Raw genomic sequence first — 24,542 nt, forward strand, 5'->3', positions numbered from 1 at the left:
GCCGTGGGAGGGGTCGGGGGGGAGGGGGAAACGGTCATGACTTTCATGATCGGGGGTGCCTGGAAAAGTCATGACCGTTGGCGTCGGGAAGTTCGTGCAATCCCCAGGGTCAGCGCCGTACCGACCAGGATGATGGCCCCGCCAAGCAGCATCGGCGGCGTCACGACTTCGCCGAGGAAGATTCCGCCCCAGCCAGCCGCAAACACCGGAATCAGGAAGGTGACCGTCGACGCCCGCTGTCCGCCCAGATGGGCAATCAGCCGGAAATACAGGATGTAGGCCAGCGCCGTCGAAAGCGTCGCCAGCAGGATCAGCGCCAGCCAGGCGTATCCCGACGGGGTCGCCGTCGGCCAGAAGGCCAGGGTCAGCGGTGCCAGTGCGATGGCTGCACAGGTCTGACTGCCGGTGGCGATGGCCAGCGGCGCGACGCCGGCCAGCGTTTGCCTGGCGAAGTGACTGGAAAAACCGTAGGACAGTGTCGCGAGCAATCCGGCCATGATCGCCAGAGCGCTGCCGCCCTCCCGGAAAGTCACTTTCCCCCAGGTCAGCACCGCCATGCCGATGACGCCGAGCAGCAGGCCGATCCACTGCCTCGGCGTCAGGCGGTCACGCAGCCAGAGCATGCCGACGAGCGCGGCCCACAAGGGCACCGTCGCATTGATCAGGGCGGTGAACCCGGCGGTCAGGGAAAGCGACGCATAGGCCAGAAGAACGAAAGGTAAGGCCGAGTTGCAGATTCCGACCGTCGCCATCGGCAACGCATGGCGACGCAGCGAGGCCGCCTCCGAACTGGCCAGCCACAAGGGCCACAAGCACAGCGCCGCAATCGCCACCCGCAGGCCGATCAGGGCAATCGGACCGAACTGTGGTGCGCCGACGCGCATGAACAGAAACGAGGCGCCCCAGAGCATGGCGAGCAGGACGAAATCGCCGAGGTCACGGGTTTTCAGGGTTGCCTCCCCGCGGTGGCCGCGCCGACACGCAGGCTGCGGCGGGTCAGGGGCGCGATCAAGCGGCGCCCTCTTCGAGTCGCAACAGCCATGCCTTGTTGTGCAGCCCGCCGGCGTAACCCGTCAAGGCGCCGTTCGCCGCGATCACGCGGTGACACGGTACGACGATGGCGATCGGGTTGCGGCCGTTGGCGGCAGCGACCGCGCGAACCGCCGCCGGTCTGCCGATCGCTGCCGCCTGCTGGCCATAGCTGCGCGTCTGTCCGTACGGAATCCGGGTCAGCGCGAGCCATGCCGCTTGCTGGAAGTCGCTCCCCGCGGGCGCCAGTCTGAGCTCGAACCTTCGTCGCTGACCGGCGAAGTATTCGCTCAGTTCCTGCCGCAACTGCAGGAACACCGGCAGTCGAGGCGAATCGAGCCAGGGCTCGGCGGGCACTGGCGGATGCTTGCCGCCCAGGATATGCAGGGCAATGATCGCGTCGTTGGCGGCCAGGGCCAGCAGGCGGCCGACCGGCGAGTCGAAATGCGTCGAATGAGTCGTCATGCGGTTTTCTCCCGAGAGTTCCACAGGTGCATCAGCGCATAGCTGCGCCAGGGTCGCCACGGCTCGGCGATCGCTTCGGCTGCGCGCCAGCCGCGGGCGGTGTTCGGCAGGCCGAGCGCCTTGAGCAATCCGGCATCGTGCGGCGGCCACGCATCCGGCCAGGACAGCGCCCGCATCGCGATGTAGTGCGCCGTCCACGGGCCGATGCCCTTGATCGATTGCAAGGCGGCGCAGCTCGACTCGAGGTTCGCGGCGGGCGACAGGTCGAGTTCACCGGCGACCATCTTTTGCGCCAGGGCAATCAGCGCCTGCGCACGCGCGGCCACGATGCCCAGGCGGATGAGTTCGGCCGGCATCAGCGCCGCCACCCGACTGGCCGTGGGAAAAGCCACACTCAGGTCGGTGAAGGGTGGCGTGACCTCGAATTCGATCGGCTCGGCGAAAGCGGCCACGAAGCGCGTCGCCAGCGTGCGTGCCGCGGCGACCGTGATCTGCTGCCCGAGGACGGCTCGCACCGCGAGTTCGAAGCCATCGAAGGCCCCAGGCAGGCGCAGGCCGCGCGATCCCTGCGCGAGCCGGCCGAGCGCCGCGCCGATTTCCCAGGGGTCGGCGTGCACATCGAAGACGCGTCTGACCTGGCTCAGCACACCTGCGATCACCGGCGCGAAGGCGGGCGACAGCGTCACTTGCAGCGCATTCCTGTGTGCCTGGTCGGCCACTTGCAGCCAACTGCAGATGGCCTGCCCATCGCGGCTTCGCACATGACGCAGGATGCGTCGATACCTGCCGTCGCTGACGGCCTCGACGCCCGCGATGGCGCGCTGCTCAAGAAAGGCGAGCAGCGCCGGCCAGTCCAAGGGGGCGCGATACGCCAGGCTGAAGGTGAAGCAGCGCGCATTTTCGGCGACGGCCGCGCTCGCCCCACCCGCCTCGGCCAGGATGTGACGCAAGCGCGTCGGCGCAAATCCATAGCGCTCCGAAAACAGCGCATTCATGCGTCGGACACTGGAAAAACCGCTGGCGAAAGCCACCTCGGCAACCGGCAAGGCCGTATCGGTCAGCAATCGCTTGGCCAGCAGCAGGCGATGCGTTTGCGCATACTGCACCGGCGACACGCCGAACTCGGCCTGAAAAATCCGCCGCAAGTGCCGATCGCTCACTCCGACGCGCGCGGCAATGGCGCTCAAAGGGTGATCCGCATCGCACTTGGCTGCTCCACCGATCCCCGCGATGGCGTCTTCGATGAAGCGCGCCGCGGTCTGTGCCAGCTTCGCACTCGCCTCGCTGGCGGCGAATCCGGGCGCGAGTTCCGGCCGGCACTTCAGACAAGGCCGATAGCCGGCTGCTTCAGCGGCCGCTGCGCTGACGTAGAAACTGCAATTCTCGAAGCGCGGCAACTTCACCCGGCAGATCGGCCGGCAATAGATGCGCGTCGAGGAAACGCCGACAAAGAATCGGCCATCGAAGCGTATGTCATGCGCCTTCATTGCCTGGTAGCAGGCAGCCGGGGTGAACCGGCCAGCAGGGGCTGGCATCGTTACGGGAGGGTCGTTGGCTTCAGGCATGCTGCCAGTCTAGCGGCAAGCGTTCGACAGAGCTGGCCGTTTTCGGACATTCAATTACCCGGTCGGAACAGACTGCGTGCAACGGGCAGGCCGGGCAGGCCGTCACTTCGATACAATGGCAGCCTCCAACTTTCTCCAGCAGGGACCGCCATGACTCAGGATGAACTCAAGAAAGCCGTCGCTCGCGCGGCGATCGCGCAGGTGATCGAGGGAGAAATCGTCGGCGTCGGCACGGGCTCGACCGCCAACTGCTTCATCGATGAGCTGGCCCGGATTCGGGACCGGATCCGGGGAGCGGTGGCAAGTTCGGAGGCGACGAGAAAGCGACTGGAAGGCCACGGCATCGTCGTCTTCGAACTCAACGACGTGGCCTACCTGCCGGTCTACGTGGACGGCGCCGACGAGATCAACACGGCGATGCAGATGATCAAGGGCGGGGGTGGCGCTCTGACGCGCGAGAAGATCGTCGCTGCCGTGGCACAAAAATTCGTCTGTATCGCCGATGCCTCGAAACTGGTGCCGGTACTTGGCGCTTTCCCGCTGCCCGTCGAGGTCATCCCGATGGCGCTTGGCCATGTCCGACGCGAACTCGCCCGGATCGGTGGCAAACCGCAACTGCGCGAAGGTTTCGTGACCGACAACGGCAACCTGATCCTGGACCTCGGCGGACTCGTGATGGCCGACCCGGTTGAACTGGAAAGCCGCATCAACCAGATCGTCGGCGTGGTCAGCAACGGCCTGTTCGCCCGTCGTCCGGCGGATATCTGCCTGCTCGGTACGGCTGCCGGAGTGAAGATGCTGACCGCCGACCGAACGGTCGAAACCGAAGCGCACGGGCCGGCGGCTGTTCAGCCGCCGTCAAGCAGCGCGACCTCTCAGGCGCGAGGCGGCACGTAGCCCTGCACCTTGTCGGCGCCGCTACCGAAGAAATGCCGCTCCATCTGCTCGGTCAGATATTTGCGATGCGCGGCATCGGCCAGGTTGAGGCGGTTCTCGTTGATGATCATGGTCTGCATGCGCACCCATTGCTGCCATGCTTCCTTGGCGACCGATTCATAAATCCGCTTGCCCAGCTCACCGGGAACCGGGGGAAAATCAAGACCTTCAGCCTCGCGACCGAGCTTGACACAATTGACCATTCTTGCCATTCAAAACACTCCTTAACTTCTTGGGAAATTCCGCCGAGGCGAACCCGAATGTGAAAGTCGCTGCAGCGCCTCACGAATCCGACCCGCTGCCGGCAGCCTTACAGTTCCTTCATCAATACGATCGAGCGGCGTTGCAGGTTATACACCAGCCGCTTTTCGGCCGGTAACTCGTCAATCGGGCGGACGCTGAAACCGCGTTCCTTGAACCACTGCGAAGTCGCCGTGGTGAGGACAAACAGACGCTTGACGCCGGCTGCACGCGCTTGCGTCTCGATCCGCTTCATCAGCAGCGCACCATAGCCCCAGCGACGATAGTGCGGATGCACGGCCAGGCAGGCCAGTTCGGCCTGGTCCTCGCCGTAGGGGTATAGCGCGGCACAGCCGACAATCACGCCGTCGTGTTCAACCACCGAGAATCGTGTGATCTCGCGTTCGAGCAACTCGCGCGAGCGACGTACCAGTGTGCCATCCTCTTCGAGGGGCTCGATCAGCGCCACCAGGCCGCCGATATCGTCTGGCCCGGCGTCATGCATCTGCTCTAGCGATTTCTGGGTGATCACCGTGCCCACGCCGTCGTGCGTGAAGAGTTCACGCAGCAGCGTGCCATCCTCGTCGTAACCGATCAGGTGCACGCGCCCGACGCCGGCCCGGCTGGCCCGGACCGCGCAGGGAAGGTAGCGCTTGAGGTCGGTCGACAACCAGTCGCCGAGACTGATCAGCCTTTCGGCGGCCTCGACGGTCAGTTCATCGAGCAGGGCGCCGTCGATATCGGTGGCGCCTCGGCTATCGCTCAGAAAGATCAGCTTGTCGACAAGCAGCGAGGTGGCCACCGCCTCGGCCACCTCCTCCATCGCCAGGTTGAAGATTTCCCCGGTCGGGCTCGAACCGATGCACGAAAGCAGGACGATGTTGCCCAGGCCGAGCTGCGCACGGATGCCCTCGGCGTCGAGCTTGCGCACCTGCCCCGAGTATTGCAGATCGACGCCATCGACGACCCCGACCGGCTTGGCGGTAATGAAATTGCCGCCAACGACGCGAATCGTGCTGTTGGCCATGGGCGTATCGGCAAGACCCTGCGAAAGCAGGGCCTCGATTTCGACATAGATGCTGCCCACCGCGTCGATCACGCAGGCGATCGCCTTGGCATCGGTAATGCGATAGTTGCCATGGTAGACCGACTGCAGGCCACGCTCGCGCATCAACTTCTCGATCTGCGGCCGTGCGCCGTGCACCAGTACCAGGCGCACACCGAGCGCGGCCAGCAGATTCACGTCATAGGCCAGCGTACGTGCCAGTTGTCCGGCGATCGCCTTGCCGCCGAAGGCGATGAGAAAGGTCTTGCCGCGAAAGAGATTGACGTACGGCGCAACCGATCGGAACCAGGCGACGAACTGGCCAGCGCTCAAGTCCTTGGACATTTCAAACGGCAGGTCTGTCCTTGTCCTCGGTCTCGACGACAGCTTTCGCCTCTTTGGCAGACCTCGCCTTCCCGGCTCTCGACGCGTGCGCCGGTCGGGTTTTTGACTGCTTGGCCTGCTCGGACTTCGACGCGTGTTCGTGCTCTTCCTTGACTTCCCTGGCGTCTGCTTCCTTCGTCACCTCGGTCTTGGGCGCTTTTGCAACCAGGACCCTGGGCTCTTTCATCGGCTCGACCTTGAGTTCTTTCTCCAGACGCTCGCAGATCGTCCGCAGAACCTTGATCCGGGCAAACAACTTGTCGTTGGATTCGACGATCGTCCACGGCGCGGTGCCGGAACTGGTGCGATCGATCATGTCGCAGACCGCTTCATGGTAGGCCCCGGCCTTCTCGCGGTTGCGCCAGTCTTCCTCGGTAATCTTGAAGCGCTTGTGCTCGACCTTGGCGCGTTCATCGAAGCGTTTGAGCTGCTCATCGTCGCTGATCTGCAGCCAGAACTTGATGACGATTCCGCCAGCATGCCAGAGGTCATGCTCGAAATCGTTGATCTCGGAATAGGCACGCAACCAGTCTGCCTCGCTGCAGAATCTCTCGACCCGTTCGACAAGCACGCGCCCATACCAGGTGCGGTCAAATATGACCACGCGTCCGAGCCGCGGCATGTGCCGCCAGAATCGCCACAGATAGGGTTGGACACGCTCCTCTTCGGTCGGAGCAGCAATCGGGATGATCTGATACTGGCGTGCATCCATCGCCGACATCACCCGCCGGATGGCACCGCCCTTGCCGGCCGCGTCCGAACCTTCAAAGGCGAGGATCAGGGCCCGCTTTTTGAACTCGGGGTGGCGCATCAGCTCTGCCAGACGCCCCTGCCAGGTCGCCAGCTCGGTCTCGTACACCTTTTTCGTCAGGCTTTGCGTCATGTCCAGCGAACTCAGCACGTCGAGACGGTCGATCCGTGGCGAGAAGGGCGGGGCCACCGGCGAATTCTGGTCGCGCTTGTCAGCCAGTCGCTTCTGCACCGAATCGAGAATCGTCTTGCCAACGGTCAGCGAACGATAACGATCGTCGGTTCCCTCGACGATGATCCACGGCGCCCAGGGGGTATTCGTCGTGCGCAACAGGTGGCCGGCTACTTCCTGCATCTTGTCGTAGGTCTTCAGGCGATCCCAGCTGGTCTTGGTGACCCGCCAGCGGGTCAGCGGGTTTGCCTCGATCGCCTTCAGGCGCTCGCGCTGCGCGTCCTTGGAAAGGTGTATCCAAAACTTGAGCACCAGCGCACCCTCGTTGACCAACATCGCCTCGAAGCGGTTGAGCTGGTCCATGCGCTGATCGAAATCGGATCGCGACAGGTCGTTGCTAATCCGCTCGGCGATTGGATGCGAATACCATGAACCGGCGAAGATCCCCATTCGCCCTTTAGGTGGTAGCGCCCGCCAGTAACGCCACATCGAGGGGTGAGCGCGCTCTTCGGCAGTCGGCGCATAAAAAGCGTGTGTCGACAGGTAACGGGGATCCATCCATTCGTAGAGAACGTTGATGGTTTCCCCTTTTCCGGACCCGTCGACGCCGCTGATCAGGATGATTACCGGAAAGCTGCCGTTCTCGCGCAGCAGTTGCTGCGTTTCGAGCAGCGCCGCGCGCAGCTTGGGCTCCTCTGCCTTGAACGTTTCCTTGTCGATCTTGTGTCCCAACTCTGCTGATTCAAACATCCGTCGTCTCCTCTTTCAAGTCACCCCATAAAAACTGGATTGCTGCCAGAGCAGCCAGACCAGCGGTTTCGGTACGCAGGATGCGCGGCCCAAAATGCACCGGCAAAAAACCGGTCAGGGACGCCAACTGCGCTTCCTCGGGCGTGAGACCGCCCTCGGCACCGATCAACAGCTCAACCCACCCACCCGCCGGCGGTCCCGGCAACGTGGCCAGTGAACGCCGCGCGCCTGGCGCCAGCAGGAGGCGAAGGACACCTGCCGCGGGTTCCCGGGCCAGCCAGTGTTCAAGGCTTTCCGGAACCGTCACTTCCGGCAGCCGGTTGCGCCCGCATTGTTCGCAGGCTGCGGCTGCGACGCCGCGCCAGTGCTCAAGCCGGCGTAATGCGCGTTCGCCTTCGAGGCGCAGCACACTGCGTTTCGAAACGACCGGAACGATGCGCCGGACACCCAGCTCGACGGCCTTCTGTACCGTCCAGTCCATTTTTTCGCTGGCCTGCAACGCCTGCACCAAGGTGACCGACAAGGGCGATTCACGCTCGTGGCCGACCCACTCCAGGACATCGACGCTGACCCGCGCCCGTTCAATGCCAACGATCCGGGCAGGATATTCCCCGCCGGCACCATTGAAGAGGGTCAAGTCATCGCCAGTGCGCAGGCGCAAGACCCTGATCGCATGCTGCGCTACCCGTTCAGGCAAATCGACGCACGCGCCGGCCACCAGCGGCATCGGGCAATGAAAGCGGGGACCATTCACCGTGGTATTATAAGAGTTTCCTTGCTTGATGGTCGTTGTTTGGAGGCAGCCCCCTGTATGGCGCTCAATACCCCTGTTTGTGACTTTGGCTGGCAAGCGCCTGACTTCGAGCTCGAGGATACCCACGGTTCCCGGCAGACGCTCGCCAGCCTGCGCGGACCGAATGGCCTGTTGCTGATGTTTATCTGTAACCACTGCCCCTATGTCAAGGCGATCATCGACCGCATTTGCCGCGACGCGCGCGAACTGCAGGCCCAGGGGATCGGCGTCGCGGCCATCATGAGCAACGATCCGGCCGAATACCCCGAGGACTCCGTTGAAAACATGCAACGCGTGGCCCGGGATCTGAATTTTTCGTTTCCTTATCTGCATGACTCCACCCAGGGGGTGGCACGCCGTTACGGTGCGGTGTGTACGCCGGACTTCTTCGGCTTCAACCGCGACCTGCAATTACAGTACCGCGGACGTCTCGACGCCAGCGGCCGCATGCCGGCTCCCCCCGATGCCCGACGCGAGCTGGTCGAAGCCATGCGCCTGGTCGCCGAAACCGGTTGTGGCCCACACGAGCAGACCGCCAGCATGGGTTGCTCGATCAAGTGGCGCGACTGATCCAGAATGCGCAACGAAGAAGGCGCGGGTACGCCGGCGATCACTGACGCCCATCTGAAGCGCATGCTCGACGCCAGCATCGCGGTGGTCCGCGAGGTTGCGCAGCGAGAAATCACTCCGCGCTTCCTGCGGGTCAGCCATGGAGAACGCAAGGACGACGGTTCACTGTGCTCGGAAGCCGATCTCGCGGCGCAGCAGTTTCTTGTCGGGCGCCTGACCGAGATCCTTGCCTGCCCGATCATCGGTGAAGAAATGTCCCCGGCAATGCAACGCGCCGGCTGGCACGAGGGCAGCACCGACGAACACGGTCTGTGGTGTATCGACCCGATTGACGGCACCACCAATTTCATCAACGGGCTGCCCTGCTTTGCCATTTCCATCGCCTGGATGAGTGCGCGGCGAGCACGCCTGGCGGTGACCTACAACCCGATCACCGACGAAATGTTCTATGCCCGCGAAGGCAATGGCGCCTACCTCAATGGCCGCCGCCTGCCCTTGCGCCAGGTGACCGCGGATATCCGCCGTGCCGTCGGCGGCGTCGATTTCAAACGGATCCCGAAGCCGCTGGCTGACCGAATCGCCGTCAGCCCGCCTTTCTACTCGCAGCGCAATTACGGCAGTTCGACGCTCGACTGGTGCAACCTCGCCGCGGGCCGACTCGACCTCTACCTGCACGGTGGCCAGATGCTCTGGGATTACGCCGCCGGCAGCCTGATCCTGCGCGAGGCCGGCGGCCAGATGTGCACCCTGACAGAGGATGACTACGACGCCGATGACGTCTGGCGGCGCCCGGTCATCGCGGCCTTGCACCCGGCCGTTTTTGCTGCCTGGCGGGACTGGGTTCGACAGTCTCGCCAGCCGGAAAGCGTCTGACCAAACTAGATGACGCAGCTATCCACTACAGGAGCTTTTCACCATGGCAGTAACGACTGAAGCCGTACAGGCGGCACTCAAGGAATTGATCGATCCCAATACCCAAAAGGATTATGTCTCGACACGTTCCGTCAGGAACATCAGGATCGATGGCGCCGACCTCTCGCTCGATATCGAACTGGGCTATCCGGCAAGAACCCAGCTTGACGACATCCGTCGCGCGGTGATCACGAAACTCCGGGACCTCCCCGGAATCGGTAATGTCAGCGTCAATGTCACTGTCAGGATCGTCGCCCACACTGTCCAGCGCGGCCTGAAGCCACTGCCCGGTGTCAAGAACATCATCGCCATCGCCTCCGGCAAGGGGGGCGTCGGGAAGAGCACGACGGCGGTGAATCTGGCCCTGGCGCTGGTCCAGGAAGGGGCCACTGTGGGTCTGCTCGACGCCGATATCTATGGGCCTTCGCAGCCGCAGATGCTGGGCCTGGTCGGTCAGAAACCGGAATCGCAGGATGGTACGTCGATGGACCCGCTACAGGCGCATGGCCTGCAGGCGATGTCGATCGGTTTCATGATCGACATCGATTCACCGATGGTCTGGCGTGGGCCGATGGTCACCCAGGCGCTCGAGCAATTGCTCAAGCAGACCAACTGGCAGGATGTCGATTATCTGGTGGTTGACATGCCCCCCGGAACCGGCGACACGCAGCTGACGCTGGCGCAGAAGGTACCGGTCACCGGCGCGGTCATCGTCACCACCCCGCAGGACATCGCCCTGATCGACGCGCGCAAGGGACTGAAGATGTTCGAGAAGGTCGGCATCCCGATTCTCGGCTTGGTGGAAAACATGAGCATCCACATCTGCACGAAGTGTGGCCACGAGGAATACATTTTCGGCCAGGGCGGCGGCGAGCAGATGTGCCGGGATTACGACACCGAGTTCCTCGGTGCCCTGCCACTGGAACTCTCGATTCGCCAACTGACCGACTCCGGCAAGCCGACGGTGATCGGCGCACCGGAATCGCGCGCCGCCGAGATTTATCGGACGATTGCTCGCCGTCTGGCGATCAAGGTTGCCGAGCGTGCCAGGGACATGAGTGCCAAGTTTCCGAGCATCGTCGTCCAGAACACTTGAGACAGGCGGCTGCCTCTCGCTCTCGACGACGTACCGGATAGTTCCTTCCCTGGCCCGGACACCGTAGAATGGATGCCTTTCCTGCGCAAGCGGTGTTCGGATGACCGGCAATGTCAATCAAATCGGATAGGTGGATCCGCCGCATGGCGGCAGAGTACGGCATGATCGACCCTTTCGAGCCGAATCAGGTGCGCGAGATCGATGGCCGCCGCATCGTTTCCTACGGCACTTCCAGCTACGGCTACGACATTCGCTGTTCGAACGAATTCAAGCTGTTCACCAATCTGAACTCGACGATCGTTGACCCGAAGAACTTCGATCCGAATTCGTTCGTCGAGGTCAAGAACGATTTCTGCATCATTCCTCCGAATTCCTTCGCCCTGGCGCGCACCATCGAGTATTTCCGCATTCCGCGCAGCGTCCTGACGGTCTGCCTCGGGAAAAGTACTTATGCCCGTTGCTTCCGCGGCGATACCCGCGTAGCCCTGCTCGACGGCACGGCACCAACCCTGGAGGAGATGGCCCGCCGAGCGGAAGACGGTGAGTTGTTCTGGGGCTATGGGATCGGCCAGTTCGGCAGGATTGGCGCAGCAATGCTCGAAGCACCTCGCTTCATCGGACGGGATTCATTGCTGGAAATCACCCTCGACAATCGAACGGTCATCCACTGCACGCCCGACCACGAATTTGTCCTGCGCGATGGCAGGCTCATTCCCGCGTGTCAGTTGCGTCCGAACGATTCCTTGATGCCCCTCTATCGCCGCTTGGTGCGTGGTTACGAAGCTGTCTATCAACCCTTGAATGGCCATCTCTACCCCACTCACCGCCTTGCTGATGAATGGAATATTCGGCATGGTATCTATGAAGACATCCTGGCTACGCACCGGCACCACAAGGACTTCGACCGCCTCAACAACTCTCCGTGGAATATCGGGCGCATGCCGGCCGCCGAGCATATCCGCATGCACAATGCCAAAGGCTACGGGGCAGACTTCGACCCAGACGAGCACAGCTTGGCAATTCGGGAAGCCTTCGAGTGCTTACGAAGCAGCAGGCCGGGGTGGATTGAACACTTCTCAAAGGTCCAGCGCGAGCGCGCCAGACAATTCTGGAGCGACGAAAGGTACACACAGGCGCGCGCGCGCTTGCGTGAAAAGCAATCGGAAAACTGGACCGAGGAGCGCCGTCGCCAGCAGCGGGAGTCCATGGTACGACACTATTCGGATCCACATGCCAGGCAAGCACAGGGAAACAGTTCGCGCGAAGCTTGGGCAAGAGACACAGGCGAACGCCGACAACGCCAGGCGGAAGTCGCGCGGGACATCAATCGGCGTGGGGAGATCAACGCGGACCGGGTACGTTGGGCACTCGACAGCACCGGTTCGATCCGTGGCGCCGCACGTCTTCTGAAATGTGACCGATCGGTATTCCATCGCTTCCCGGAGGTTCTCGCCGCGTTTCGGGGACAAACACCGTATAACCACAAGGTTGCCGGTATCCGGGAATTGGCAGGAGACCACGACGTCTATTGCCTGACCGTGCCTGAAGCTGGAAACTTTGCCCTTGCCTCCGGGATATTCGTCAGCAACTGCGGCATCATCGTGAACGTCACGCCCTTTGAACCGGAGTGGGAAGGTCATGTGACGCTCGAGTTCTCGAATACGACACCTCTGCCCGCCAAGATTTACGCCAATGAAGGCATCGCGCAGGTTCTGTTCTTCGAATCCGACGAGGAATGTGAAACATCGTACAAGGATCGTGGCGGCAAGTATCAGGGCCAGATGGGCGTGACCTTGCCGAAGATCTGATGGGCATGCGAGGCCACACCCTTACCAGGTACCGAGGCAGGCAAATCAAGTACGCTGCGTGGGTCGCCGCACTCCCGCCCTCTCACTCTTGATACGGGATCCCTGAATGCATTTCAATTTTCCGGTCATCGTCATCGATAAGGACTACCGTTCGGAAAACACCGGCGGGCTCGGGATTCGCGCGCTGGCCAAGGCGATCGAGAAGAAGGGTTTTGAAGTCTTTGGAGTGACCAGCTATGGTGACCTGACTTCGTTTGCTCAGCAACAGAGCCGCGCCTCGGCCTTCATCCTGTCCATCGACGACGAAGACTTCAGGAACGGCAAGGCCGACCAGACCGTCGGCAGCCTGCGCGCCTTCGTCAAGGAAATTCGCTGTCGCAACGAGGATATCCCGATCTTCCTGTACGGCGAGACGCGTACTTCGCGCCACATCCCGAACGACGTGCTACGAGAGTTGCATGGCTTCATCCACATGTTCGAGGATACCGCCGAATTCATCGGCCGGTATGTGGTGCGCGAGGCCAAAGCCTACCTGGAAAGCCTGGCGCCGCCCTTCTTCCGCGCCCTGACACACTATGCCGAGGATGGGTCGTATTCGTGGCACTGCCCCGGTCACTCGGGCGGCGTCGCTTTCCTGAAGAGTCCGGTCGGGCGAATGTTCCACCAGTTCTTCGGCGAGAACATGCTGCGCGCCGATGTCTGCAATGCCGTCGAGGAACTTGGCCAGCTACTCGACCATACCGGCCCGGTTGCTGCCTCGGAGCGCAACGCGGCCCGCATCTTCAATGCCGATCACCTTTTCTTCGTCACCAACGGCACCTCGACCTCGAACAAGATCGTCTGGCATTCGACCGTCGCGCCGGGCGATGTCGTCGTCGTCGATCGGAATTGTCACAAATCGATACTCCATTCGATCATCATGACCGGCGCCATCCCCGTTTTCCTGATGCCGACCCGCAACCACTATGGGATCATCGGGCCGATCCCGAAAGAAGAGTTCCGCTGGGCGAACATCCAGAAGAAGATTGCGGCGCATCCTTTCGCGCGCGCGGTCGCCGCCAGACCGCGCGTACTCACCATCACCCAGAGTACCTACGACGGGATTCTCTACAACGTCGAAGAAATCAAGGAAATGCTCGATGGCGTGATCGATACCCTGCACTTCGACGAGGCCTGGCTGCCACACGCGGCTTTTCACGATTTCTACGGCGATTACCATGCCATCGGCGCCGACCGCCCGCGCTGCAAGGATGCGGTGATTTTTTCGACGCAGTCGACGCACAAGCTGCTGGCCGGTCTCTCGCAAGCCTCGCAGATTCTCGTTCAGGATTCCGAAGGGCGCAGGCTCGACCGCGATGTCTTCAACGAAGCTTACCTGATGCACACCTCGACCTCGCCGCAGTACGCGATCATCGCCTCCTGCGACGTCGCGGCAGCGATGATGGAGGCTCCCGGCGGCACCGCACTGGTTGACGAGTCTATTGCCGAAGCGCTCAACTTCCGCAGCACCATGCGCAAGGTCGAAAAGGAATGGGGGGCCGATTGGTGGTTCAAGGTCTGGGGCCCGGAAGACCTTTCGGGAGAAGGCCTCGCAGACCGCTCGGCGTGGATCCTCAAGCCCGGCGAACGTTGGCACGGCTTCGGCATGCTCGCCGAAGGCTTCAACATGCTCGACCCAATCAAGGCGACGGTCATTACGCCGGGTCTCGATGTCGACGGAGACTTCGCCGATTGGGGAATTCCGGCGGCAATCGTCACCAAGTACCTGGCTGAGCACGGCATCATCGTCGAGAAGTGTGGTCTCTATTCCTTTTTCATCATGTTCACCATCGGCATCACCAAGGGTCGCTGGAACACGCTGGTCACCGAACTGCAGCAGTTCAAGGATGGCTACGACCAGAACATGCCGTTATGGAAGGTGATGCCGGAGTTCCTGGCCAAGAATCCGCGCTACGAGAAGCTCGGGCTGAAAGACCTCTGCAAGCAGATCCACGGCATCTACGCGGCCAACGATGTCGCGCATCTGACCACCCGCATGTACCTCTCGGACATGGAGCCGGCGATGAAGCCGACCGATGCTTTTGCCCGCATGGCGCATCGCGAGATCGACCGCGTTCCGATCGATGATCTGGAGGGACGGATCACCAGCACCCTGCTGACTCCTTACCCACCGGGAATTCCCCTGCTGATCCCGGGCGAGCGCTTCAACGCCACGATCGTCCGCTACCTGCAGTTCGCGCGCGACTTCAACGAACACTTCCCTGGCTTCGAAAACGACGTCCATGGCCTGGTCAAGGCAATCGTCGATGGCAAGCCAGTCTACTCGGTCGATTGCGTTCGCTAACGGTCATGACTTTTCCAGGCACCTCCCGATCATGAAAGTCATGACCGTTTCCCTCCCTTGCAGGGCGCATTCCAGCTTGCATACCGCGGAGCATCGTTCGATGGGCACAGAGCATGCTCTGCGAATTCCCCATCTCATCCCCCGACCCCTCCCCACGGCCCGCGCTGCATCGCGGGCCGGCTACGGCGGCGCGGAGTAGTGCTCCGGGAGACCCCGCCTGCGCCCCCGCAACAAGTGGGGGGGAGATTCGTGAGTCCCTGACGCGACTATCACATTAGCAGCAGCGTGTCGGAAGCGCCGCGAGGCGCCCTGGCAAGCCGCCGCTAGCGCGTTGTGTGCGACTCTTCGGCGGAAGGTGCATTGATATCTGCTGCCGAAGAGTTTTCGACGAGGCGCACGACCCCATCCTCTCCGACGGCGGTATCTTCGAACTTCAAAAGGGTGATCCGATGGTTATCCATCTCGAGCACCGTCAGTTGCCCGCCATCCAGTTTGACGGTATCGCCGACCTTCGGTACGCTGCCGTGCTTCTTGTAGAACAGTCCCGCCAGGGTGACGTAATCGTCATCGGTCGGGAACGGAAAATCAAGCAGGACGTCGAGGTCGGAAACCCGCATCGAGGCGTCGATCTCGTACTGACTGCCAATCAGTTTCCTGACTCGCCTCGCCTGACGAGTGAATTCGTCCTCGTAATCGCCCACGATTTCCTCGAGGATGTCTTCGAGCGTGATGATCCCCTCGGTTCCGCCATACTCGTCGATCACCACCGCCATCTGCTGCCGGGTACGCTTGAAGTCCTTGAGCAGGTCGCTCAGCAATTTGCTGTTGGGAACCACGTACGGCGCCTGCACGAAATCGGCGACTGGACGGTGACTGACTTCCTGGAGCGTCTGGCCGGGGCTCTCGGCCATCGCTGTCAGCAGTTCCTTGATTGCCACCACGCCAGTGATCCGGTCCAGGCTCTTGTCGTACACCGGAAAGCGCGCGTGCGGCACGTCGCGAAAAACACGCAAGGCGTCGGCCAGGGTATCTTCCTGCGCCAACGCCCGGATGCGCGTGCGCGGGATCATGGCCTCGCGCACCGTGTGCTCGTCGAGTTTGAACACCCCGCGGATCATCTCCGTTTCCTCCGGCGCCAGCGTCCCGTCCTTCTCGCTCGCCGAGAGAATCATGCGGATTTCCTCGACCGACATCGTGAAGTGGCTGTGACCCTCGCCTTCGAGATTCCGCTGCCCGAAAAGCCGCAGCAAGGCGTCCGAAGACATCTTCATGATGAAGATCAGCGGCCGGAAGGTGAGGTAGAGAAGGTTGATCATGCCGCCCACCGCCATGCTCATCTGCTCGGCCTTGTGGAAGGCCAGCACCTTGGGCGCCAGTTCGCCGGCAACCACATGCAGAAACGAAATGACGACAAAGGCGAAGACATACGAGACCGTGTGTGCCGCCTTGAGGAGTGCTTCGCTGTCGCCGAACAGGGCAAAGATCGACACGAAGGTCGAATCCGTCAGCGTGCTGATGGTCTCCATACCGACGGCGCCAAGTCCGAGCGAAACCAGCGTGATGCCGACCTGGGTCACCGAGTAGAAGCGTTCCGGCTCATTGTGCAGCATCTCGACCCGCGCTGCGCGCTTGTCGCCTTCCTCGGCCAGCTGCTTGATACGGCTGCGGCGTGCCGAGGAGATGGCGATCTCCGAACCGACAAAGAAGGCATTGCCGGCAACAAAAGCCAGGATCAGACCAAGGTTGATGTAAAGATACGGGTGCTCCATCTGTGTGCTCCTCCTGTATTTTTCGTCGGCCATGAACCCCGCTTGCTCTCGGGAGAGAGACAACCAGAACCAGCGCCATGGTGACCGCGTACGCTTGATCACTCTTGCTTTTCTGCAGGTTTTCCCTCTGCTTTGGCCGCGGCGCCCGAATAATACGCCATTTATGCCCAAACTCTAGCACTTCGTCGTGACACAACACGCTTCGGGAAGGCGGTGAACCGCAGCTTGCCCAGCCTTGCCGCGCCGGACGACGCATGCGTGGACCGCCGCAGCAGCCTCATTGCGGTAGAATGCGGGCTTTGTCGCGCAGGGAAAAGGTCGTGAACGGCATCACCATTGCTCTATCGAAAGGCCGGATATTTGACGAAACCCTGCCACTGCTGGCCGCCGCCGGGATCGAGCCGCTTGAGGATCCCGAAACCTCTCGTCGCTTGATCATTCCAACGAATCGGGAAAACGTTCGTGTGGTCATCGTCCGCGCGACCGATACCCCAACCTATGTGCAATACGGGGCGGCTGACCTCGGTGTCGCCGGCAAGGACATTCTCCTGGAACACGGCAGTGAGGGCCTTTACCAGCCGATCGACCTGAAGATTGCCAAGTGCAGGATGATGGTCGCCGTTCCCGCCGGTTTCGACTACGCGTACGCGGTGCGCCAGGGCGCGCGTCTCAAGGTGGCGACCAAGTACGTCAATATTGCCCGCGAACACTTCGCGGCCAAGGGTGTGCATGTCGACCTGATCAAACTCTACGGATCAATGGAACTCGCGCCACTGGCCGGCCTCGCCGACGCCATCGTCGACCTGGTATCCACCGGCAGTACGCTGAAAGCCAACCATCTGCTCGCCTGTGAGCACATCATGGACATCTCGTCGCGATTGATCGTCAATCAGGCCGCGCTCAAGCTGAAACGCGAATTGCTGGCACCGATTCTCGAAGCCATCGCCGGAGTGGTGGCCTCATGATCGCAATCAAACGCCTTTCCAGCACCGATCCCGACTTCAATGAGCGACTCGATGCCCTGCTAGCCTTCGAAGCCGCGCAGGACGCCTGCGTCGAACAAGCTGTCGCCGACATTCTTTCCGAAGTGAAGGCACGTGGCGATGCCGCGGTGATCGAGTACACCCGGCGTTTCGATGCCTTGAGCGCCAACTCGATGGCTGAACTCGAACTCTCGCAAAGCGAACTGCAACAGGCACTCGCCGCTCTGCCGCCGACGCAACGGCAGGCACTCGAAGCCGCCGCCGAGCGGGTGCGCAGCTACCACCAGCGACAGCCGCTACAGAGCTGGCAATACGAAGACGAAGGCGAGAAGACGCACGGCACGATGCTGGGCCAGAAAGTGACCCCCCTTGATCGCGTCGGCCTCTACGTTCCCGGCGGCAAGGCGTCATACCCCTCGTCGGTGCTGATGAACGCGATTCCGGCGCGTGTCGCCGGAGTCAGGGAACTGATCATGGTCGTACCGACGCCAGCCGGCGAGCACAACCCGCTGGTTCTCGCCGCCGCCGCGCTGGCTGGCGTCGATCGCCTATTCACCATCGGCGGTGCGCAGGCGATCGCCGCGCTGGCCTACGGCACACAGACCATTCCGCAGGTGGACAAGATCGTCGGCCCCGGCAATGCCTATGTCGCTGCCGCCAAGCGCCGTGTCTATGGGGTCGTCGGTATTGACATGGTTGCCGGTCCGTCGGAGATCCTCGTCATTTGCGACGGGCAGACCAACCCCGACTGGGTGGCCATGGATCTTTTCTCGCAGGCTGAACACGATGAACTCGCGCAGTCGATCCTGATCTGTCCGGATACTGCCTATATCGAACGCGTTGCCGCTGCGCTCGACGACTTGCTGCCGACGATGCCGCGTCGACGGGTCATTCGGGCCGCACTTGAAAATCGCGGCGCGCTGATCCAGGTGCGCGATCTCGACGAGGCCTGCCATATCGCCAACCGCATCGCCCCCGAACACCTCGAACTGTCGATGGCCGATGCCGAAACCTGGGTGGACAAGATTCGGCACGCCGGCGCGATCTTCATCGGCCCTTACACCTCGGAGGCGCTCGGCGACTACTGTGCCGGCCCCAACCATGTCCTGCCGACGTCCGGAAGCGCCCGCTTCTCTTCACCGCTGGGGGTCTACGACTTTCAGAAACGGACCAGCCTGATCCGGGTATCGCAGGCCGGTTCGCAGACCCTCGGACGCATCGCGGCAACGCTGGCTTATGGCGAGGGTCTGCCGGCGCATGCGCGATCCGCCGAGTATCGGGTCGAAAGTTGAGCCGACCTTTGAAAGTTGAGCCGACCTTTATATCCAGTCAGACAGCGCGAGCCTTCTGCTCCCGATTCTCTATCGCCTCCGAGCGCCTGAGCGTAAGCCGGAAGCCCTCCTGCGGGCGAATCATCTCCGCCGTGTCGTCAATGAAGAGGTCGCGGAGCAGGAAATTGACCTTGGCGAGCATGAAGGGAGAAAGCGCCTCACATTGTTCGAGAATCAACTCCTCGCCACCTTTCATGGCCAGTGCCAGTGGACCGTAATGAAAACACAGGTGTTGCCCGCTCCAGTATTGGTTACCGATCAATTCGTCGAGATCGGTTCGCTCGGTGCAGATGTGCATCATGAGATTTCTCCGCAAAGTGAAGCTCTTGCATTGATTAACGGCTTGCTATCGATCCAGGTTGAGTGATTTTTGTGGTTCTGTGGTGAGAAAACAGCGATGTGGGTTTGCGCCCCTGCCGCAATCCGCAGGAGTACCCCGGCAGGCGGCATCTCCGCGCGCCTTGAGTCAAGCACAAAAAGGACAAAACGGCAGAACCTACAGCACTTTGGGCTTCTGCACATGGCATTTCCGGGTGAGCGCATCAGTCTTCCCCTTCCCTGTCGTTGACCCCATACTCCCGGTCGAGATGGTTCATGTAGCGGGCGTACCACCAGATGATCAGCACGTAGATCACCGGCGCACCCTGGGCTCCCATGTAGAAACCGAGCGGCAGACCCAGCAGGGAGATATCTGCCAGGTCGCGCGCGAAGTAACTGACGACAAAGGTCACGACAAACCAGATGGCCAGCAGCAAGGCCGTCATCCTGAGGTTGCACCGCCAGTACTCCTGCTGCTTTCGTCCGCGTTGCACGTATCGCTCCGTGGTTACGGAAGACTGCCCCGGACCCCGGCGAACTCGTTGCGGGTCGCCCCATGAGCAGTGATCAACAATGGTCAAATTCCGGGTAACGGACACTTTCGACAAAATCCTGGGTTTCCTGGCTGGGCGGCCGTCCACACAGACTGACCACGATGATCGTCAGAAAGCCGGCAGCGACGCCCCATACGCCGGCCGCAGTTGACTGAATCCCCAGCCAGGGTTCCATGCCGATACCGTGGATTCCCAGCCACGGAATGGCATCGAAATGGACGCGCACCATGTAATAAATGGTTACCAGCAGGCCAACCACCATACCACTGACCGCGCCTGACGATGTCGCCCGCCGCCAGAAGATGCCGAGAATCAATGCCGGGAAAAAAGCTGATCCTGCCAGCGAGAACGCCCAGGCGACCATGAACAGGATGGTCGCCGGTTTCTGCGAGGCAACGCTGGCCGCCAGGACTGCAACCACCAGCAGCAGTGACTTGGAAACCACCAGCCGCCATTGCGTACTCGCCTGAGGGCGAAAAATCTTGTAATAGACGTCGTGCGCCAGAGCACTGGCAATCGTCAGCAGCAACCCGTCTGCGGTGGACAGCGCAGCGGCGAGCGCACCGGCGGCCACCAGACCGGAAATGACGTAGGGCAGACCGGCAATTTCCGGGGTTGCCAGCAGAATCACGTCGGGATTGAGTGACAGCTCGGCAAGTTGCAGGATGCCATCGCCGTTGATGTCTTCGATCGAAACCATGCCGATCTTGCCCCATGAATTGACCCACACCGGCAGTTGCGCCATCGATGAACCCACCAGACTCGTATAAATCTCATACTTGGCAAAAGCCGCGTAGGCCGGGGCGGTGAGATACAGGGCCAGGATGAACAACAGCGACCAGAATACCGAATTGCGCGCTTCGCGTACGCTGGGTGTCGTGTAGTAACGCATCAGCACATGCGGCAGGGCCGCCGTGCCGACCATCAGGCAGAACACCAGACTCAGGAAGTTCACGCGCGCACCGTCGTTCACCGCCTCGCCTTGCCCGGGATAGGGGGTCAGATGGTGATCGGGAGCTGTGCCACGCTGCGCTGCCTGATGCATCAGGCCCTCCCAATAACTGCGCGCCTCATCGCTGCTCTTGGGCAACTCCCGGCGCTGCCGCTCGAGAGTCGCCACCTCGCGCATTTGCGCGTTGCTGCCTTTCAGATCGTCGATACGCACGCTCAGGCTGCGCTGCTCTTCCTCTAGTGAGTCCGGCAGCGCCAGGATGCGGTCGTGGTAGCCATCGGCACGTTCGCGGAAGCGGTGGCGGGCGTCGATTTCGGCCGGGTCATCGAAGATCCTTTCCTCCATTTCCTGCACTTTCTGCAGCACCTGGCCGTAGGTCAACTGCGGCACTGGAATTCCGCTGACCTGGTACGAAAGAATGGTCACCGGCACCAGATAGGCGACAATCAGGATGGCGTATTGGGCCACCTGCGTCCAGGTGACCGCGCGCATGCCACCCAGAAAGGAACAGACCAGGATGCCGGCCAGGCCGACAAATACCCCGACTTCGAACTGCAGGCCCACAAAGCGGCTGGTAATCAAGCCGACGCCATATATCTGCGCAACCACATAAACAAAGGACGCCAGGATGGTCGCAAAGACACCGACCAGCCTCGCCAGATTGCCACCATAACGCGCGGCGAGGAAGTCCGGGATCGTATATTGGCCAAATCGTCGCAGGTAAGGCGCCAGTAGCAGGGCCACCAGAACGTAGCCGCCGGTCCAGCCCATCACGTAGGCCAGGCCCTGATACCCCGTCAGGTAGAGCGTGCCGGCCAGACCCATGAACGAGGCCGCACTCATCCAGTCGGAGCCGGTGGCCATGCCATTGAATACCGCCGGCACACGCCGGCCGGCAACGTAATACTCGGAAACGCTGGCGGTTCGCGCCAGCACGCCAATCGTTGCGTACAGGAAGATGGTCAGGAAAAGAAAGGAATAACCGATCCAGCGCGGCGGCATGCCATGCTGCTCGAGTACCGCCAGAGTCCCGATGAAAATGAAGAAACCAACCGTGTAGTAAGCGTAATAGCGACGCAACTGGACAGGGTAGTCGGCCATCGTTCAGTGCCCGCCTACGCGCTCTGGTGCAAGTGGCGACGCGCCTTCTCAAGCTCGAGCAGGCTGGCTGGTGTCATGAAGCCTTTGCGCGCGCCGCTGGCAATCGTGATCTGCAACAACTGAGCCGTCGCATAAGCATCAGAAACGGCGTGGTGACGACGGATGCTGGCAATGGAGAAGTGGTCCAGCCAGGCGTCGAGCCCTCCCCCCGTATGCTCGACATCGCGAAAAAGATCGGGCATCACCCACGCCAGATCGATCCACGCCAGCCCCCACTCGATACCGAGGCATTCTGTCAGCGTACGTTCGATCATCGCGGCAACAAACGGCACATTGTATGCAATCAGTGGCGCCTTGCCGACAAAGTGCAGGAAGGAGATCAACGCGTCGACCGACGAATGACCGGCTGCCGACTCCGAATGCGGGCGCACCGGCGAGCCGGGCACAGGATCGGTACTAAGCTCGGCAGGTCCTAAGAGCAGATGGCAGGCATCCTTGAAGCCGATCTGCCCGTCGACCACGGCCAAAGCCCCTATTGCGTAGAGGTGATCGGTCTTGACGTTGATGCCCGTCGTTTCGACGTCGACGACCACATAGCGACAACGATAGTGCGAACACTGCAAGTCCGGCGCAGGCAATTGGCGCCAGGCGGCGATCAACTGCTGTTGTCCGGCGGTCAATGCCGGGTTAGGCGTTTCCTGGCCACTGAACAATCTGGAAAACCAGGCCATGGTCAGAGCTGATAATCGAGTTTAAGGCGTGCCTGCAGCTTGCGCGCCTGTCGGAAAGCTTCTTTGAGAATGCGCCGTTCAATCTCGTTGAGTTCATCGGGCCGGATGAGATTGTCGCCCTCGCGTCCATGTTCCTGCTCAAAATGCTGGTGCCGCAAGCGCAGCAACTGGATGAAATTGAACCCTTCGAGGCTTGCAGCCACCTCCTCTGGAGAAAGGTTCATCAGGACGCCAGCGCGTTTGATGCGCGTCGCCGTATTCGTTGCCTCGACCTGACGGGCCAGTGCAAAAACCCGTGCTGCATCGGTGAACAGGCGGACTCCATACTTCTTGAGGTCGATGCTTCCCGGATGCTCGGGATCGTCGCTGGTCACAAAGTCACGTATCCTGCCCAGCGGTGGCGACACGCTGAGTGCGTTCTGCGCCAGCATGCGCAGGAACAGCGGATTGCCGCTAGTCTGCCGGAACAGTGACAGACGCATCCTGTGCGCCAGATTGAAGCGTCCGTAGAGCGGTCGAAAATCGAAGAAAATCGTGGCGTTGAGCAAAGCCTGCGGTTCCGGTGTGCGTACCCACTGGGCGAATCTTTCCTCCCACTCCTCGAGCGTCAGGCACAGGCTGGGGTTGCTGGCCATGATGTTGCCCTTGCATAGCGGAAAACCGCAGGTGTCCAGGTCAGCATTGACGTCGCGAGCGAAATCGAGAAAACGCAACTGTGTCTGCTCGCGATCCATGATGTCGGTACAGATATAGACGATGCCGTTGTCCTGATCGGAAATGAAGGTCTGTTCGTCACGCCCCTCCGATCCGAACGACAGCCACGCCCAGTCAATGCCATAGAGGTCATGCCGCTCCAGATTCATTTCGATGATGCGGCGAGTCACGGTATCGTTGAGGGTCGAGATGAACTGCGTGATCTCCTGCCCGCCGACCCCTTCGGCAAGCATTGTCAGCGACAATTGTCGGATATCCTCACGGGCATGCTGCAGCACATCGAGACTGCTCGCCGCGTCGATCGCGTGCCGGATCTGCCGCAGTCCGGCACCCTGCAGTTTGAATAGATCACGCTCTGAAACCACGCCTCTGAGTCGTCCGCCTTCGTCCACCGCCAGCACATGGCGGATGCCGTGCATGGCCATGGCCAATGCCGCATCGTGGGCGTTGGCCGCCAGCGGCAAGGTCTGTGGAGTGACCGACATGACCGAGGAGATCGGTTGCTCCAGCGAGGTACCCGGCAAGACAATCCGCTTCAGCACATCGGAAAGCGTAAAGATGCCCACCGGTTGATCACCATCATCAACGACCACCATCGAACCCAGGTGGCGATCAGCCATCAAGGCAACAACCTGGCGAATCGACGTATCCGGTGCCACCGATACCGGTTCCCGCTTGACAATCATTGCAAGCGGCGAATTCATGGTCTTCTGCTCGGCGGCGCGTTGTGCAAACTGCAGTTGCAACTGCTGCTGCGACTGCCTGAGCAGGCCGGCGATGTACTGGCTGCAGAAGAGGTTGAAAACGGTACTCTTCTGGGTCAGGGTAAAGAAGTCGTCGGCCGGCAATTCGTAGCAAAAAACCTCTTCGCGTGCCACGTAGGCACTCGAAGTCGGTCGCTGCGCCATCAGCGCCGAAATCGCGAAAATCTGCCCCGGACCGAGCGTGTTTGGCGCAGGCTCGACATTGCTACTGGCCGCGCCACTGGCCCGGACTTGCACCTTGCCATGCTGCAGAATGTAGAGGGTACGCGCAACCCCCATCTCGCTCGAAAGGATCCGCGCACCCTTGGGGTAATGGGCCAGCCGGACATGTTCTGTGAGAAAGCGCAGCGCCTCCGCCTCCATTCTATCAAAGGGCGGATGGGCCTGCAGGAACTGGAGGCAGGCCGCAACCAGCATCTCCGTTGCACTGTTGCTCATACCCGCTCCTCGATCACAACAATTCAAC

At 61.5% G+C, this 24,542-nt stretch carries 21 protein-coding genes; 8 read left to right on the forward strand and 13 right to left on the reverse strand.

Features of this window, described 5'->3' with window-relative positions; genetic code table 11:
* Window positions 1–68 precede the first annotated feature (68 nt).
* The 3 genes from AW06_RS05120 to AW06_RS05130 form a co-directional block, all read right to left on the reverse strand.
* Window positions 69–911: a DMT family transporter gene (locus tag AW06_RS05120; RefSeq protein ID WP_273704399.1), complete on the reverse strand. Its 843-nt coding sequence runs from the start codon at window positions 909–911 to the stop codon at window positions 69–71.
* 97 nt (window positions 912–1,008) lie between these two features.
* Window positions 1,009–1,494 carry a methylated-DNA--[protein]-cysteine S-methyltransferase gene (locus tag AW06_RS05125; protein WP_034946643.1) on the reverse strand — a complete coding sequence of 162 codons (486 nt, stop codon included), beginning with the start codon at window positions 1,492–1,494 and terminating at the stop codon, window positions 1,009–1,011.
* Window positions 1,491–3,059 (reverse strand): AlkA N-terminal domain-containing protein, encoded by a 1,569-nt coding sequence (locus AW06_RS05130; protein WP_246148383.1) that lies wholly within the window; start codon window positions 3,057–3,059, stop codon window positions 1,491–1,493. The genes AW06_RS05125 and AW06_RS05130 overlap by 4 nt, the downstream gene beginning before the upstream one ends.
* Before the next feature lie 150 nt (window positions 3,060–3,209).
* Between AW06_RS05130 and rpiA the strand changes: the two genes are divergently transcribed.
* A complete protein-coding gene (rpiA, locus tag AW06_RS05135; RefSeq protein ID WP_138677528.1) occupies window positions 3,210–3,956 on the forward strand; it encodes a ribose-5-phosphate isomerase RpiA in 747 nt (248 codons plus the stop codon).
* Here rpiA and AW06_RS05140 read toward each other — a convergent pair.
* The 4 genes from AW06_RS05140 to AW06_RS05155 form a co-directional block, all read right to left on the reverse strand.
* Entirely contained in the window at window positions 3,935–4,207 is a 273-nt protein-coding gene (locus AW06_RS05140; protein ID WP_034946651.1) for an oxidative damage protection protein, read from the reverse strand. The two genes, rpiA and AW06_RS05140, sit on opposite strands and share 22 nt — an antisense overlap.
* Window positions 4,208–4,305: 98 nt before the next feature.
* Window positions 4,306–5,625 carry an amino-acid N-acetyltransferase gene (gene argA / locus AW06_RS05145; protein WP_034946654.1) on the reverse strand — a complete coding sequence of 440 codons (1,320 nt, stop codon included), beginning with the start codon at window positions 5,623–5,625 and terminating at the stop codon, window positions 4,306–4,308.
* Window position 5,626: 1 nt separating this feature from the next.
* A complete protein-coding gene (pap, locus tag AW06_RS05150) occupies window positions 5,627–7,336 on the reverse strand; it encodes a polyphosphate:AMP phosphotransferase (protein WP_034946656.1) in 1,710 nt (569 codons plus the stop codon).
* A complete protein-coding gene (locus tag AW06_RS05155) occupies window positions 7,329–8,090 on the reverse strand; it encodes a 16S rRNA (uracil(1498)-N(3))-methyltransferase (RefSeq protein ID WP_034946658.1) in 762 nt (253 codons plus the stop codon). Before AW06_RS05155 ends, pap begins: the two co-directional genes overlap by 8 nt.
* A gap of 57 nt (window positions 8,091–8,147) precedes the next feature.
* Here AW06_RS05155 and AW06_RS05160 point away from each other — a divergent pair, with 57 nt between their 5' ends.
* From AW06_RS05160 to AW06_RS05180, 5 genes are all read left to right on the forward strand, one after another.
* Complete coding sequence (locus tag AW06_RS05160) at window positions 8,148–8,699, forward strand: thioredoxin family protein (protein ID WP_034946661.1); 552 nt, start codon at window positions 8,148–8,150, stop codon at window positions 8,697–8,699.
* A 63-nt stretch (window positions 8,700–8,762) separates the two neighbouring features.
* On the forward strand, window positions 8,763–9,572 hold the full coding sequence (locus tag AW06_RS05165; RefSeq protein WP_034946749.1) for an inositol monophosphatase family protein: 810 nt from the start codon (window positions 8,763–8,765) through the stop codon (window positions 9,570–9,572).
* A 43-nt stretch (window positions 9,573–9,615) separates the two neighbouring features.
* Window positions 9,616–10,707 carry an iron-sulfur cluster carrier protein ApbC gene (gene apbC, locus AW06_RS05170; protein WP_034946664.1) on the forward strand — a complete coding sequence of 364 codons (1,092 nt, stop codon included), beginning with the start codon at window positions 9,616–9,618 and terminating at the stop codon, window positions 10,705–10,707.
* 110 nt (window positions 10,708–10,817) lie between these two features.
* Window positions 10,818–12,515, forward strand: coding sequence for a dCTP deaminase (locus AW06_RS05175; RefSeq protein ID WP_034946666.1), 1,698 nt, complete (start codon window positions 10,818–10,820; stop codon window positions 12,513–12,515).
* Window positions 12,516–12,621: 106 nt separating this feature from the next.
* Window positions 12,622–14,859 (forward strand): arginine/lysine/ornithine decarboxylase, encoded by a 2,238-nt coding sequence (locus AW06_RS05180; RefSeq protein ID WP_034946670.1) that lies wholly within the window; start codon window positions 12,622–12,624, stop codon window positions 14,857–14,859.
* Between the two features lie 323 nt (window positions 14,860–15,182).
* Here AW06_RS05180 and AW06_RS05185 read toward each other — a convergent pair whose 3' ends face one another.
* Entirely contained in the window at window positions 15,183–16,628 is a 1,446-nt protein-coding gene (locus AW06_RS05185) for a hemolysin family protein (RefSeq protein ID WP_034946673.1), read from the reverse strand.
* Between the two features lie 320 nt (window positions 16,629–16,948).
* Here AW06_RS05185 and hisG point away from each other — a divergent pair, with 320 nt between their 5' ends.
* Together hisG and hisD are read left to right on the forward strand one after the other, a co-directional pair.
* Window positions 16,949–17,593 (forward strand): ATP phosphoribosyltransferase, encoded by a 645-nt coding sequence (gene hisG / locus AW06_RS05190; RefSeq protein ID WP_034946752.1) that lies wholly within the window; start codon window positions 16,949–16,951, stop codon window positions 17,591–17,593.
* The gene (gene hisD / locus AW06_RS05195) at window positions 17,590–18,903 is read left to right on the forward strand and encodes a histidinol dehydrogenase (RefSeq protein WP_034946676.1); all 1,314 of its coding nucleotides are present in this window, start codon (window positions 17,590–17,592) and stop codon (window positions 18,901–18,903) included. Before hisG ends, hisD begins: the two co-directional genes overlap by 4 nt.
* 37 nt (window positions 18,904–18,940) lie before the next feature.
* On the opposite strand, the gene AW06_RS05200 is transcribed toward hisD, so the two are convergent.
* The 5 genes from AW06_RS05200 to AW06_RS05220 form a co-directional block, all read right to left on the reverse strand.
* A complete protein-coding gene (locus AW06_RS05200) occupies window positions 18,941–19,243 on the reverse strand; it encodes a hypothetical protein (protein ID WP_034946679.1) in 303 nt (100 codons plus the stop codon).
* 241 nt (window positions 19,244–19,484) lie between these two features.
* On the reverse strand, window positions 19,485–19,754 hold the full coding sequence (locus AW06_RS05205) for a DUF4212 domain-containing protein (protein ID WP_034946682.1): 270 nt from the start codon (window positions 19,752–19,754) through the stop codon (window positions 19,485–19,487).
* A 73-nt stretch (window positions 19,755–19,827) separates the two neighbouring features.
* Window positions 19,828–21,867, reverse strand: coding sequence for a sodium:solute symporter family protein (locus AW06_RS05210; RefSeq protein ID WP_034946685.1), 2,040 nt, complete (start codon window positions 21,865–21,867; stop codon window positions 19,828–19,830).
* 14 nt (window positions 21,868–21,881) lie between these two features.
* The gene (locus tag AW06_RS05215; RefSeq protein WP_273704400.1) at window positions 21,882–22,526 is read right to left on the reverse strand and encodes a 3'-5' exonuclease; all 645 of its coding nucleotides are present in this window, start codon (window positions 22,524–22,526) and stop codon (window positions 21,882–21,884) included.
* A 74-nt stretch (window positions 22,527–22,600) separates the two neighbouring features.
* On the reverse strand, window positions 22,601–24,514 hold the full coding sequence (locus AW06_RS05220; protein ID WP_034946688.1) for a putative nucleotidyltransferase substrate binding domain-containing protein: 1,914 nt from the start codon (window positions 24,512–24,514) through the stop codon (window positions 22,601–22,603).
* Window positions 24,515–24,542: the final 28 nt, after the last annotated feature.

This window comes from Candidatus Accumulibacter cognatus, from assembly GCF_000584975.1.
Taxonomy (GTDB): Bacteria; Pseudomonadota; Gammaproteobacteria; order Burkholderiales; family Rhodocyclaceae; genus Accumulibacter; species Accumulibacter cognatus.